The sequence below is a fragment of the Haloarcula japonica DSM 6131 genome, assembly GCF_000336635.1.
GTDB lineage: Archaea > Halobacteriota > Halobacteria > Halobacteriales > Haloarculaceae > Haloarcula > Haloarcula japonica.
Genome location: NZ_AOLY01000035.1, coordinates 116,121 through 128,491, shown reverse-complemented (window position 1 = coordinate 128,491; position 12,371 = coordinate 116,121). Strand labels below are relative to the sequence as shown.

Sequence of the window (12,371 nt, the reverse complement as noted above, 5' to 3'; positions counted from 1 at the left end):
ACTTAGTGCATTCAACTGTTCCCCGTGGGTAAATAAAAGCGCTTTCGTTTGGACCCGCCCCGAGAGGGTGTGACACTCGGTCGAACCGGACGTTTGAAATATCACGAAACCGCTACGGGGGGCATGGCCAAATACTCGACCGGCAGTGGTGGCGATAGCGCCGGCGGGAGCTGTGAGCTCTGCGGTAGCGACGGCGGCGACCTCCAGACCGCAAACGTCGCTGGTGCGACCCTTCAAGTGTGTGACAGCTGTGCGCGTGACCACGGGGAAAACGAGCGAACGACAGGGAGTGACAGCTCGCGCGACGAACAGAACTGGAAACGCAAAGCCGCACAGAACGCGGCGAAGCTGCAGGACGCACAGCGAGCCGATACCTCCCACTGGGAGGACGGCGCGGATTACGACGACGACCAGCTCCCGTATCTGGTCAGCAAGTACGGCGAGCGCGTGACGGAGGCGCGTCAGGACGAGGGACTGCAGACGAGTGAACTGGCCGAGGAACTCGATCTTGACGAAGCGGACATCCTCGCTGTCGAGCAGGGGCGCGCGACGCAGGCGAACGTCGGCGGGTCGACGATCAAGGCACTCGAACAGTACCTCGACATCGACCTCGTCGAGGCAAGCTGACCCCTGATATTTTGCCGACTCCGGTGTAACGGCCGGTATGGACCTCTCCGCCGAGCAGCGAGCCATCCGCGACACCGTTCGAGAGTTCGCCGTCGAGGACATCCGTCCGAAAGCCGCCGATGCCGACCGTGAGCAGTCCTTTCCCGAGGAGTGCTGGGACGGGCTCGCGGATATCGATATCACCGGGCTAACAACGCCGGCCGAATACGGCGGCTTCGACGCCGACAAACCGACGTACGCGCTGGTCAACGAGGAACTCGCGTACGGATCGCTCGCGGTCGCGACGGCGCTGTCGGTCCACTGTCTCGCGACCTCGTGTATCGCACAGTTCGGCTCCGAGGAAGTGCAGGAGGACTGGCTCCCGGAGATGGTCGACGGCCGCCCGGTCGGCGCGTTCGCGCTCTCGGAGCCACAGGCCGGGTCGAACCCCCGGGAGATGTCGACCACCGCCCGTCGGGACGGCAACGAGTACGTCATCGACGGCGAGAAGCAGTGGATAACCAACGGCAAGCGGTCGGGCGTCGTCGTCGTCTTCGCGAAGGCCGACCCTGACGACCCGAATTCGATAACGCAGTTCCTGGTGCCCAAAGACGCCGAGGGACTCACCGTCGGCGAGAAAGAGGACAAACTCGGGCTCCGCGCGAGCGACACGACCCCGCTCCAGTTCGACGCCGTCCGCGTGCCCGAGCGCTACCAACTGACCGAGGAAGGCAAAGGGCTGGCCGCAGCCCTGTCGATTCTGACTACCGGCCGGGTCGCTATCGCTGCCCAAGCTGTCGGACTCGCACAGTCAGCCCTTGACGAGGCCCTCAACTACGCTCAGGAACGCGAGCAGTTCGACCAGCCGATCAGCGAGTTCCAGACGATTCAACACAAGCTCGCGGACATGGCAACGAACGTGCAGGCGGCGCGACTGTTGACGTGGGACGCCGCAAAGCAACTGGAGCGCGGCGAGCGAGCGAGCGCGGCGGCGAGCATGGCGAAGTACTTCGCGAGCGAGACGGCGGTCGACGTGGCTAACGAGGCGGTTCAGATCCACGGCGGTTACGGCTACACCACTGACTACCCCGTCGAGCGGTTCTACCGCGACGCGAAGGTAACGACCATCTACGAGGGGACCAGCGAGATCCAGCAGAACATCATCGCACAGGACTTGCTGGAGTGAGTGATCCGGGGCGAAGCGGTTTTGCGGGCGTCGGCCCTACCGCTGAGTGTGACACACGATGCCGTCATCTACGACCTTGACGGGACCCTCGTCAGGCTGGCTGTCGACTGGGAGACGGTGACCAGCGACGTCGCGACGGTCCTGCGGGACCGAAACGTCGACCCGGAAAACCGCGACCTCTGGGAGATGCTGACGCTGTCCTCGGAAACCGGCCATCGTGACGCCGTCGAAGCGGCGATCACCGACCACGAGCGGACCGGTGCGTACGAATCGGAGCGACTGGCGCTCGCGGACGGCCTCCCACACAGCGTCCCAGTCGGCGTTTGCTCGCTCAACGCTGAGGAGGCGTGTCGGGCGGCGCTGGCTGTTCATGACCTCGACAGCCACGTTGGTCCGGTTGTTGGCCGTGACACCGTCGAGTCACCGAAACCTGACCCGGAGGGGCTACTGATGATTGCCGAAGAAATCGGGGTCGATCCCGGCGCAGTCGTGTTCGTTGGTGACTCAGAGAGCGACGCGACGGCTGCCCAGCGGGCCGGGATGGCGTTTGAGTGGGCGAGCGAATTCGATCAGGTGCGGTATCGCGCGTAGAGGTAGACACAGACGGCCGTCAGGAACCAGATGAGCGCGCCGACGCGGACCGCGAACATCGCCCGCGCGGTCCAGGTCTGGAGCGTGACTGCGGTCGACGCGAGGACGACGAGCGGCGAGCCGACCAATATCGTCGTCACGAACGTGACCTGCATCACCCACCCGAAGTCCACGCCGTCCGGGTCCGTCTTCTCGACTGTTGGCACGTCCGATGGTACAGCTAGGTGTGGCAAGCACCTTGCGATTTCCCGAGCGAACTGCGCAACCCGAACAGGTAAGGCGCAGGCGCGCCCCCGCTCGGATATGCCAACTGTCCGGGATCTGCAGGCGATGGCTGGTGAGGAGCCGATCACGATGCTGACAGCCTACGATGCCGTCACCGCGAGCATCGTCGACGACACCGGCGTGGACGTCATTCTCGTCGGCGACAGTATGGGGAACGCCGTCCTCGGTCACGACGACACGCTCCCGGTCACGCTCGACGAAATGGCGTCTCGGGTCGGTGCGGTCGCACGCGGCGCAGACGATGCGCTGGTCGTCGCCGATATGCCGTTTCTCTCCTTCGGCGCGGACGAGCGTGAGAGCATCCAGAACTGCGGACGAATGCTGAAGGAGGAGGGCGCAAACGCAGTCAAGCTTGAATCCGGACCACACACAATCGAGCTGACCGAACGGCTGACGGACCTCGGAATCCCGACGATGGCCCACCTTGGGCTCACGCCACAGAGCGTGAACCAGACCGGCTACACCAGACAGGCGACCGGCCACGAGGAGGCCGAAGAAATCGTCGACCTTGCGCGAGAACACGAGGCTGCCGGCGCGTTCGCGCTGGTGCTCGAACACATCCCGGCAAACCTCGCAGCCCAGGTCACCGAGACCGTCGACATCCCGACCATCGGTATCGGGGCCGGCGGCGACTGCGACGGCCAGGTGCTCGTGTTCACCGACGTGGTCGGCCTCTCCGAGTCCAGCCCGCCCTTCGCCGAGCAGTTCGGTGACGTTCGCGGTGAGGTGGCCGACGCTGTCGACGAGTACATCGACGCTGTCGAGTCCGGTGAGTTCCCAGGGGAGTCACACAGCCACACCGAAGACGAACTCGACGAGTTGTACTGAGCAGTCACACCGGTTGGCCGACCTACCCGGCCGCAGCCGTCTGATTTTCCATCCAGGTGTCGTACGCGGACTGGTTCTTGACGACGACGGTGGCGTTCATTTTGCTGTGACCGGCCCCGCACATCTCGGCGCAATACAACCGGTACTCGCCGGGTTCTGTCGCGTGCGTTCGGGCTGTCATCGTCCGGCCGGGGAAGATGTCCTGTTTGACGCCCAGTTGCGGAATGTAGATGGCGTGAATCACGTCCGTCGTTTGCAGCCTGAACGTGACGTTCTGATCGGCTGGAAGCACAAGCCGTTCCTCAGTCGTAATGTTGGCCTCGCCGTATGAGAACTCCCACCCCCACTGGTAGGCGAGCACGTCTATCTCCGTATCATTCGTGAAGGCGTCACCACCGTCGGCAGATGTCTCGGCCGCTGCAGGCGTGATGTAGGGGTTAGCCATCACTACGAACGCCGAGACGCCGACGAAGACGAGTATTGCACCTGTTGCGGCCGTCCAAGTCACCTCTAGTGCCGGGTCGTCGACCGTCGGCTTCGGGTCGTCGTTGTTCCGGAACCGGTAGATCACGTACACGAGCGTGAGTTCCACGAACAGCGTCAGTGGCAAGGCGACGTACAGGAGTTGCGCGTTGAGCTCGTCGATAGCCGCCCTGTTGACCGACTGCGCTGTGGCCGGAGCAGCAAGTAGCGAGAGCCCGACCACGACAAGGCCCGCCTGAATCACGCGCCGTCGGAGACGCATTGTCACACTGTACCAACTGGCATGTCAAATAACTTGCCCAAAACCGGAGCAGGCAAGCGGTGACAGCTATCGGTCCCGAGCCTCCCGCGTAGTTTTATGAACGTGGCCGTGTCAGAAATTGGTAACGTGTAGCATGACAACACGAGCACTCGTCCCGGGACGGCACGTTACACAGAGATGCTAAACAGGGCTATCGTCGAAGGGACCGCGCTGACTGTGCTGGCGCTGTCAGTGCTCTGCCTGTGGCTCCGGGAGCGGCGGAAAGCACGACCGGAGAGCGACGGCGGGTACACGACGCGGGAGGAGATCGAATTCGAAATCGGTCGAATCCAGTCCGAAGTGTACCGTTGGCTGACGACGACGGACCACCGGGACATCGGTCTGCTCTACATTGCTTTCGGCACTGCCGCCGGCCTGTGGGGCGGCACCGACGCGATGATGCTGCGGACGGAACTGCTGACGCCGCCAGCGGACATCTGGACGCCGGAGACGTACAACGCGCTGTTTACCACGCACGGGTTGACGATGCTGATATTCTTCGTCCTGCCGGTCTTTTTCGGAATCGGGAACTACGTCCTGCCGCTGCTCATCGGGGCCGACGATATGGCGTTTCCGCGGGTCAACGCCATCGGGTTCTGGCTCCTGCCGCCGGCGCTGATTCTGGTCCGGATGGGACTCATGATGCAAGTACTCGGCCAGGTGCTGAATCTGGTCCTCCCGGCGGACGCAATCCGGTTTTTCCTCACGATGCGCGAGGTGAGCGTCGGCTGGACGCTGTACGCTCCGCTGTCAGTCCAGCAGCCCAATCCACAGATCGACCTGCTGTTGCTCGGGTTACACCTGAGCGGCATCGCCACGACAGTCGGGGCCATCAACTTCATCACTACAATTGTCTACGAGCGCGGCGAGGGCGTTAGCTGGGCGAACCTCGACATCTTCTCGTGGAATATGCTCGTCACGAGCGGGATTGCGCTGTTCGCGTTCCCGCTGCTGGGCAGCGCGCTCGTGATGCTCCTGCTAGACCGGAACCTCGGAACGGCCTTTTTCGCCACGGAGGGCGGCGGTGCTATCCTCTGGCAACACCTGTTCTGGTTCTGGGGTCACCCGGAGGTGTACATCCTCTTCCTTCCAGCGACAGGGCTGATGAGTCTTATTTTACCGAAGTTCGTCGGGCGCAAGCTCTTCGGTTACCAGTTCATCGTCTACTCGACACTCGGCCTGGGCGTCCTCTCCTTCGGCGTCTGGGCGCATCACATGTTCACGACGAGCGCGGACCCGCGGGTCAAACTGTCGTTCATGGCCGTCTCCATCGCTATCGCCGTTCCGAGCGCGATCAAGGTGTTCAACTGGATCACGACGATGTGGGAGGGGGATATCCGCCTGACCGCGCCGTTTATCCTCTGTGCCGGCGGCATCGGGACGTTCATCATCGGCGGTGTCACCGGCGTATTCCTCGCCGTTATCCCGGTAGATATTCTATACCACGGGACGTACTACGTCGTCGGCCACTTCCACCTCATCGTCGTCGGCATCATCCCGTTCCTGATGATCGCCGCGAGCTACTACTGGTACCCGCTCATCACTGGCCGGTGGTACGACACGCGGATGGCGAGGTTTCAGGCGCTGCTGATCGTCTTTGGCTCGTTTGTGACGTTCATGACGTTGCTAGTCATCGGCGGGCTGGGGCTCCCGCGACGACAGGCGATTTATCCACCGGAGTACCAGCTCGCCCAGCAGATCGCGACCGTGGGCGGGTACATCATCGGCCTGAGTGCTCTGCTGTGGCTGTACAATATGCTCGTCTCATATTGGCGGGGGACGCCCGTGACGACGACGGACCCGTGGGGCCTGAAGGCGACAAACCAGTTCACGCGCGAATGGCAGTGGTTCGAACAGCACATGATGGACAAATACGACATGGAGCCGACCGTGCCCGAGACGACGCGGCGCTCCTACGCCCCTGAAGCCGAACCGACTGGGCTGGCCGGCGGCGTCGGCACCGTCGCCCAGACCGTCTCGCGGAACGCCTGGATGGCCGCAGCCGGCGGGTTCGTCGGGACAGTCCTGATGTCCGGCGGGCTCATCACGGCGATACTCATCGGCGTCCTCGACCCGGTTTCCTTCGGCGAGATCGCCGAACTGGTCGGGCTGCCAGCGAGCCCGGCCATCGGGGCCGCCCTGTTCCTCGTCGGCGGGACCGTCACCTGGCCGCTGTTGTTCCTTGCGTTCTCCGACTACCTCCCCGGTCGTCTCCTGTTCGAGACCGGGCTGGTGTTCGCGACGCTGATCTCCACCGGGTTCGCCATCGCGTTTTACACCGGCCAGAGCGGGCTCGCGTTCGTCGGCTATCTCACCTTCGTGCTCGTCTCCCACTGGGCGTACGGCATCGGGCTGACCGTGACCTTCCAGTACCTCAAATCGGACGAGACGATCCGCCGCCGTAGCGAAGGAGGAAGCTAACGGATGAGCGACGGTGCTGACTCGTTCGTCTTCCAGTATCTTGCGCCCTTCGTCGGCGTCCTGCTCATCGCGGTCGGTATCGCCGGGGCTGTACCGGGCGGTTATGCACTCATCGAGCCGGATCTGGAGAACTGCGGGAACCCGACCATCGGCGTCGAGTCGCCCGAGGAGACGGCCGAACGGTTCGGCGGGGTCGAGCCGGGACCGCGGCTCCCACAGTTGACCTTCAAGAACCTCTCCTCGGCCGAGCAGACGGCGTTCCTGACGGCTGTGGACGACCCGGTCGGTGAGCATCAAGTCGTCGGTAGCGTGCCCAACTCCGACGCCTTCCGCCGCGGAGCCATCGTTACCTACGAAGGCGAAGAATACTACGTGACCATCGTCGCGGAGAACACCTGCTTCGCGGCTGCGCCGCTCCAGTTCCCCCTCGGCGTGTTCGCAATCGCGCTCGGGTTCCTCGGTGTCCTGGCACCCCCGCTGTACCGGCGGCTGATACGGCTGGAACAGCGGGCCGGCCGGTCAGAATAGCGGTTTCGTGCGCTCAACGTGGGGTCAAAACGCCGCGCCGACGTACAGGACGACGACGAGGAACACCCACACGAGGTCGACGAAGTGCCAGTACAGCGACGTGGTCCGGATAGCCGTGTCCCGATCAGGTGTGTAATGGCCCCGGAGCGCGCGGCCGAACGCGATAGCGAGCAACAGGACGCCGAGCGCAACGTGCAGGCCGTGGAGGCTGGTCAGGCCGTAGAACGCGCTCCCGAACGCGCCGGAGCCGATACCGAATCCCTCCACGGCGACGAACTCGTAGTACTCATACGCTTGCCCGGCGAGGAAGACGACGCCGAGCGCGAGCGTCCCCCCAAGGAGACCGAGGAATCGCCGACGGTTCCCGCCTTCGAGCGCCTCGTGTCCGTAGTGGAGCGTCACGCTGCTTGCGAGCAGTAGCGCCGTGTTAATGACCACCAGCGAGCCAAGCAACGGCGGAAGGTGAGTCGGCGGCCACGACCCGGCCCGGATGAAGGCGTAGTAGACGAAACCGGCGGAAAACGTCGCTACGTCGGAGACGAGAAACAGAACCATCGTCGTGGCGTACAGGTCGGGATTGCCGTCCCTCCGGCTCCGTACGTAATCGGCGATGAACGCCTCGTTGGCCCACCCGGCGAGTCCGGTCAGCAAACCGATCGCACCGGCACCGCCGAGAACAATCGGGACCACAGACGGAACCAGATCAAGCCCGACAAATACCAGTCCGACGCCCAAGTACAGCGACGCGGCACCGATTGCAGCTATCAGGGGCCACCGACTTCGGTGTTCGTGGCCGTCTTCGGCGACGTGTTCAGTTCCCGACTCCGTCGAACCAGCCATGTGAACGCGTAGCAGTGGGTTCGGTAAAACGGTACCCCCGCGATTCGCACGTCGGTTGCAGGACTCACCCGAATATTTATCAGGCCGTCAACCGACACCGAAAGTGTGGTTTACGAGACGGGCAACCAAACGGTAGACGACGCTGTCGCACGCGTGCTGGACGGCGAGCGCCTCAACCGACGGGACGGGCTGGCTCTCATCGCACAGCCGGTCGACGACCTGGCGGCCGGGGCCGACTACGTGCGCACGCAACTGGGTGACGACACCGTCGATGCGTGTTCGATCGTAAACGCCAAAGCCGGGAACTGCGCGGAGGACTGTGGCTTCTGTGCCCAGTCGGTTCACTTCGACACCGGCATCGACAACTACGGCTTTCTCGGCCCGGAAAAGATACTGGAGGCCGCAAAGCGCGCCGAACGCGACGGCGCACAGCGGTTCGGTATCGTCGTCGCCGAGAAGGGCGTCTCGAAGGAGAACCGCCCCGAGGAGTGGGAGGAGGTCCTCGAAGCCATCCGCCTCGTCCGCGACGAGACGGATGTAGAGGTTGACGCCAGCCTCGGCATCCTCACGGAGGAGGAGGCCGCGATTCTGGCCGACGAGGGGCTCAATCACTACAATCACAATATAGAGACCTCGCCGCGGTATTTCCCGGAAGTCGTCCAGACCCACACCTTCGAAAAGCGGGTCGAGACGCTCCGAGTCGCCAAGGACGCCGGCATGGATCTCTGTGCCGGGGTCATCCTTGGGATGGGCGAATCGCCGACCGACCGGGTCGACGCGGCGATGGCCCTGCAGGACATCGGCATCTCCTCGCTCCCGGTAAACATCCTGAACCCGGTCGCTGGTACTCCCATGGCAGAACAGGGGCTGCCCGACATCACGACCGAGGAGGTCGTCAAGACCATCGCGGTCTACCGCCTGCTCCATCCCGAGTCCCGCGTGCGCCTGACCGGCGGGCGCGAGGTCAACCTCGATACGGACGGACAGGTAGCCGCGCTGGAGGCCGGCGCGGACGGCATCCTCACCGGTGATTATCTCACTACCGAGGGACAGACGGCGGCCGACGACCTCGAAATCATGGAAGAGGCCGGGCTCGAACCGAACACCGAAGCAAACGAGTTCGACCCCGAGGCGGTCAAGGAACGCGCGACCGACGAGACAGAGACCGAGACGGCGGCAGGGACAGCACAGACCAAATCAGAGCTCAAATCCGACGACTGACAATGGACGACATACGCTTTGCAGTGCTTGGTACCGGTGGTATCGGACGGCGGACGCTCGAAGTCTCACAGCACAAGGACGGCCTCACCGCTGTCGCGGCCTGTGACCGCAACGGCGTGGCTATCGACCACAGTGGCCTCGACGTAGACGAACTGCTGGAGGCGACGGAAGGCAACATCGCAAGTGGGCCGGCCGACGACCCGGATATGGCCGCCGACGGCGGCACAGCCACGGCGGAAACAGCCGACGGCGTCAAACAACACGGCGAGGAGGCCGGCATCGTCGCCAGTTCGCAGGGCGAGCCGACGGAAACGCCCATCGACGACATTATTGCCGAGAGCGACGCCATCGACGCCGTTTTGTTGGCGTTGCCGAATCTCGAACACGACTTCATCCCGCGCGTGGCAGAGCGCTTCGCCGAAGCCGACTACGAAGGCGTCATGATTGACGTGCTCAAGCGCTCCCGCGTCATCGGGATGCTCGACGACCGCGAGGACCTGCTGAAAGAGTCCGGCATCACATTCGTTTGCGGTGCCGGCGCGACCCCCGGGTTCCTGACCGGTGCAGCGGCCCTGGCCGCCCAGTCCTTCGTCGAGGTCGAGGAAGTCGAGATCTGGTGGGGCGTCGGCCTCAAGTCGGGCTACGAAGACAACCGCGGGACGGTCCGGGAGGACATCGCGCACCTCGACGGCTACGACATCGAGACGGCCCGGGAGATGAGTGAGGAGGAGATCGAGGCCCTCATCGATGAGCACGACGGTGTGCTGGAGTTCCACGACATGGAGCACGCTGACGACGTGCTACTGGAGCGTGCGGGGATCTGCGACGCCGAGGACGTCCACGTCGGCGGCGTCCTCGACGTGCGCTCGGACGAGAAACCGACGACGACGACGGTCAGCGTAACGGGCACGACGTTTGACGGCGAGACCGGCATGAACACCTTCGAGCTGGACGATGTGACGAGCATGGAGGCCAACGTCAACGGCCCGGCACTGGGCTACCTGAAAGCCGGTGTCCGGAACAACCGCGCCGGGCACTACGGCGTGTTCGGCCCCGCCGATCTGATGCCTGGCTTCTGAAACCGCCTGATTTTGCTTTGCATGACTCACGGCTTCGACTTGAACGACCGACTCGAACAGCGCGAGGCACAGAACCTTCGCCGGCATTTGGAAGTCGCCGAATCCGTCTCGGCGCGGACCCGGTTCGCCGACGACCCGAAAGGAGAGCCACCGGAGTTTGGCGACGAAGCAGTCGTATTCGCTGCGAACAATTACCTCGGGCTGGCCGACGACAGCCGAGTTCAGCGGGCAGCCGAACTGGGCGCACGAACCGTCGGGACCAGTGCAGGGGCCTCACGGCTGGTCACTGGTGATACGCGGGTCCATCGCGGGCTAGAGCGCGACCTCGCGGCCTCGAAAGGGACCGAGCGAGCCCTGGTGTTCTCGTCGGGCTACGCAGCCAACATCGGGACTATCGATGCGCTGGCCCCGGATGTCGTCTTTTCGGACGAGCTGAACCACGCCTCGATTATCGACGGCTGTCGGGTCGGGGCAAGCGAGACAGTGGTGTACGACCACTGCGACCCCGCCGACCTCCGAGACAAGATGGAAACGAGAGCGGCCGATGTCGACGGGGACGAACAGTGGCTCGTGGTCACCGACTCCGTGTTCTCGATGGACGGAGATATCGCGCCCCTGCCGGCCATTTGTGACGTCGTCGACGAATACGGCGCGTGGTTGATGGTCGATGAGGCACACGCAACGGGGTTATTCGGCGACAGTTCCGGCGGCGTCGTCCAGCGCGAGGGGCTAAGCGACCGTGTCGATGTGCAGTTGGGCACCCTGTCGAAGGCACTTGCGAGCCAGGGCGGCTACATCGCAGGCGACGAGGTGCTTATCGAATACCTGCTGAACGCCGCACGGTCGTTCGTCTTCTCGACCGGGCTATCCCCACCGAACGCCGCGGCGGCCCGTGAGGCGCTGCGAATCACTCGCGAGACCGACCGCACGGCGGAACTCTGGGACACCGTGGCGACACTCAGGGACGGTCTCGAGACGATGGGCTACGAAGTGCTTGGCGAGACGCATATCCTCCCAGTTGTCGTCGGTGACCGCGACGACGCGCTGGAACTGGCCGACCGCCTGCGCGACCACGGTATCGTCGCGCCCGCGATCCGGCCGCCGACGGTCCCTGAGGGCACCTCTCGTATCCGGGTCGCGCCGATGGCGACACACACCGCCGACGACATCGCGCAGTGCCTCGATGCCTTCCGGACTGCCGGCAGGGAGGTGGGCGTGCTGTGAGCGAGACGAGCGACGAGTCGAAACCGGAAGGCGGGACCGGCCAGATCGCCGAAGACGGCGTCTTCGTCGTCGGCACCGACACTGGCGTCGGCAAGACGGTCGTGACCGCCGGGCTCACGGGCTGGCTGCGGGAGGTGGGGACAGCCGCCGTCGCAGTTAAGCCCTGTCAGACCGGCCATCCGCCTGATGACGACGCGGCGTTCGTCGAGTCCGTCTGTGGCACGGCCGACGCCGCAGTCTGTCTACAGCGGTTGTCACCCCCGCTGGCACCGGAAGTGGCCGCGAGGGAAGCAGCCGACGATGTCACGCTTTCCTACGAGTCGATTCGCGACGGGGTTGCCGATGTCGTGTCAGGAAGCGAGACGGCTGTCGTCGAAGGTATCGGTGGCCTACGTGTCCCGCTCGCGGACGACCGAGAAGTCATCGACCTCGTTGCAGATGTCGGGCTTCCTGCGCTGGTCGTCGCCCGTTCGGGTCTCGGCACGCTCAATCACACGGCGCTGACGGTTCAGGCACTACGCCGGAGAGGTGTGCCGGTCGTCGGCGTTGTTCTCAACGAGTATGAAGGTGAGACGACCGCTGAGCGCACGAATCCGGACGTTATCGAACGGATGACCGGGTGTACTGTCTGGCCGGTGCCACCGCTTGAAATCGAGTCGTCCGATAGCGTGATTGACGGACTGAAAGCGCATCTCCCGCAGTCGGTGTTACAGCCGGCTATCGATCAGTAGCCGTCATACGTGTCCGAACAAAGGGGATAGAACGGGGGCAAACCCCC

The 12,371-nt window shown here is 64.0% G+C and carries 13 protein-coding genes; 10 read left to right on the top strand and 3 right to left on the bottom strand.

Translation table 11 applies throughout. The annotated features are described in order from the left end of the window. Positions 1-123 precede the first annotated feature (123 nt). The 3 genes from C444_RS10365 to C444_RS10355 are packed head-to-tail and all read left to right on the top strand — an operon-like array spanning position 124 to position 2,383. Positions 124-627, top strand: coding sequence for a helix-turn-helix domain-containing protein (locus C444_RS10365; RefSeq protein ID WP_004592741.1), 504 nt, complete (start codon positions 124-126; stop codon positions 625-627). Between the two features lie 37 nt (positions 628-664). Further along, positions 665-1,792, top strand: a complete 1,128-nt coding sequence (locus C444_RS10360; RefSeq protein WP_004592740.1) for an acyl-CoA dehydrogenase family protein — start codon at positions 665-667, stop codon at positions 1,790-1,792. Positions 1,793-1,840: 48 nt separating this feature from the next. Beyond that, positions 1,841-2,383, top strand: a complete 543-nt coding sequence (locus C444_RS10355; protein WP_080509699.1) for an HAD family hydrolase — start codon at positions 1,841-1,843, stop codon at positions 2,381-2,383. Here C444_RS10355 and C444_RS10350 read toward each other — a convergent pair. Then, the gene (locus C444_RS10350; RefSeq protein ID WP_004592738.1) at positions 2,362-2,589 is read right to left on the bottom strand and encodes a DUF5822 domain-containing protein; all 228 of its coding nucleotides are present in this window, start codon (positions 2,587-2,589) and stop codon (positions 2,362-2,364) included. The two genes, C444_RS10355 and C444_RS10350, sit on opposite strands and share 22 nt — an antisense overlap. 97 nt (positions 2,590-2,686) lie before the next feature. On the opposite strand from C444_RS10350, the gene panB reads away from it, so the two are divergent. Continuing rightward, entirely contained in the window at positions 2,687-3,496 is an 810-nt protein-coding gene (panB, locus tag C444_RS10345; RefSeq protein WP_004592737.1) for a 3-methyl-2-oxobutanoate hydroxymethyltransferase, read from the top strand. A gap of 22 nt (positions 3,497-3,518) precedes the next feature. On the opposite strand, the gene coxB is transcribed toward panB, so the two are convergent. Further along, positions 3,519-4,241 carry a cytochrome c oxidase subunit II gene (gene coxB / locus C444_RS10340; RefSeq protein ID WP_004592736.1) on the bottom strand — a complete coding sequence of 241 codons (723 nt, stop codon included), beginning with the start codon at positions 4,239-4,241 and terminating at the stop codon, positions 3,519-3,521. A gap of 177 nt (positions 4,242-4,418) precedes the next feature. Here coxB and C444_RS10335 point away from each other — a divergent pair, with 177 nt between their 5' ends. Both C444_RS10335 and C444_RS10330 read left to right on the top strand, forming a co-directional pair. Further along, complete coding sequence (locus tag C444_RS10335) at positions 4,419-6,701, top strand: DUF6789 family protein (RefSeq protein ID WP_004592735.1); 2,283 nt, start codon at positions 4,419-4,421, stop codon at positions 6,699-6,701. 3 nt (positions 6,702-6,704) lie between these two features. Then, positions 6,705-7,229 (top strand): hypothetical protein, encoded by a 525-nt coding sequence (locus tag C444_RS10330; RefSeq protein WP_004592734.1) that lies wholly within the window; start codon positions 6,705-6,707, stop codon positions 7,227-7,229. A 24-nt stretch (positions 7,230-7,253) separates the two neighbouring features. Here C444_RS10330 and C444_RS10325 read toward each other — a convergent pair whose 3' ends face one another. Beyond that, on the bottom strand, positions 7,254-8,069 hold the full coding sequence (locus C444_RS10325; protein ID WP_004592733.1) for a cytochrome c oxidase subunit 3: 816 nt from the start codon (positions 8,067-8,069) through the stop codon (positions 7,254-7,256). Positions 8,070-8,174: 105 nt separating this feature from the next. On the opposite strand from C444_RS10325, the gene bioB reads away from it, so the two are divergent. From bioB to bioD, 4 genes are read left to right on the top strand one after another with little or no spacing between them, the layout of a single operon-like run. Further along, the gene (gene bioB / locus C444_RS10320) at positions 8,175-9,290 is read left to right on the top strand and encodes a biotin synthase BioB (RefSeq protein WP_004592732.1); all 1,116 of its coding nucleotides are present in this window, start codon (positions 8,175-8,177) and stop codon (positions 9,288-9,290) included. A 2-nt stretch (positions 9,291-9,292) separates the two neighbouring features. After that, positions 9,293-10,369 (top strand): saccharopine dehydrogenase family protein, encoded by a 1,077-nt coding sequence (locus C444_RS10315; protein ID WP_004592731.1) that lies wholly within the window; start codon positions 9,293-9,295, stop codon positions 10,367-10,369. 21 nt (positions 10,370-10,390) lie between these two features. Continuing rightward, positions 10,391-11,593, top strand: coding sequence for an aminotransferase class I/II-fold pyridoxal phosphate-dependent enzyme (locus C444_RS10310; protein ID WP_004592730.1), 1,203 nt, complete (start codon positions 10,391-10,393; stop codon positions 11,591-11,593). Next, positions 11,590-12,324, top strand: a complete 735-nt coding sequence (gene bioD, locus C444_RS10305) for a dethiobiotin synthase (RefSeq protein WP_004592729.1) — start codon at positions 11,590-11,592, stop codon at positions 12,322-12,324. Before C444_RS10310 ends, bioD begins: the two co-directional genes overlap by 4 nt. The last annotated feature ends 47 nt before the right edge of the window (positions 12,325-12,371 follow it).

Excerpts from the sequence above, each read along its gene's own strand:
- C444_RS10365 (WP_004592741.1), top strand. The coding sequence starts at position 124 with ATGGCCAAATACTCGACCGGCAGTGGTGGCGATAGCGCCGGCGGGAGC.
- C444_RS10360 (WP_004592740.1), top strand. The coding sequence starts at position 665 with ATGGACCTCTCCGCCGAGCAGCGAGCCATCCGCGACACCGTTCGAGAG.
- panB (WP_004592737.1), top strand. The coding sequence starts at position 2,687 with ATGCCAACTGTCCGGGATCTGCAGGCGATGGCTGGTGAGGAGCCGATC.
- coxB (WP_004592736.1), bottom strand. The coding sequence starts at position 4,241 with ATGCGTCTCCGACGGCGCGTGATTCAGGCGGGCCTTGTCGTGGTCGGG.
- C444_RS10335 (WP_004592735.1), top strand. The coding sequence starts at position 4,419 with ATGCTAAACAGGGCTATCGTCGAAGGGACCGCGCTGACTGTGCTGGCG.
- C444_RS10330 (WP_004592734.1), top strand. The coding sequence starts at position 6,705 with ATGAGCGACGGTGCTGACTCGTTCGTCTTCCAGTATCTTGCGCCCTTC.
- C444_RS10325 (WP_004592733.1), bottom strand. The coding sequence starts at position 8,069 with ATGGCTGGTTCGACGGAGTCGGGAACTGAACACGTCGCCGAAGACGGC.
- C444_RS10315 (WP_004592731.1), top strand. The coding sequence starts at position 9,293 with ATGGACGACATACGCTTTGCAGTGCTTGGTACCGGTGGTATCGGACGG.
- C444_RS10310 (WP_004592730.1), top strand. The coding sequence starts at position 10,391 with ATGACTCACGGCTTCGACTTGAACGACCGACTCGAACAGCGCGAGGCA.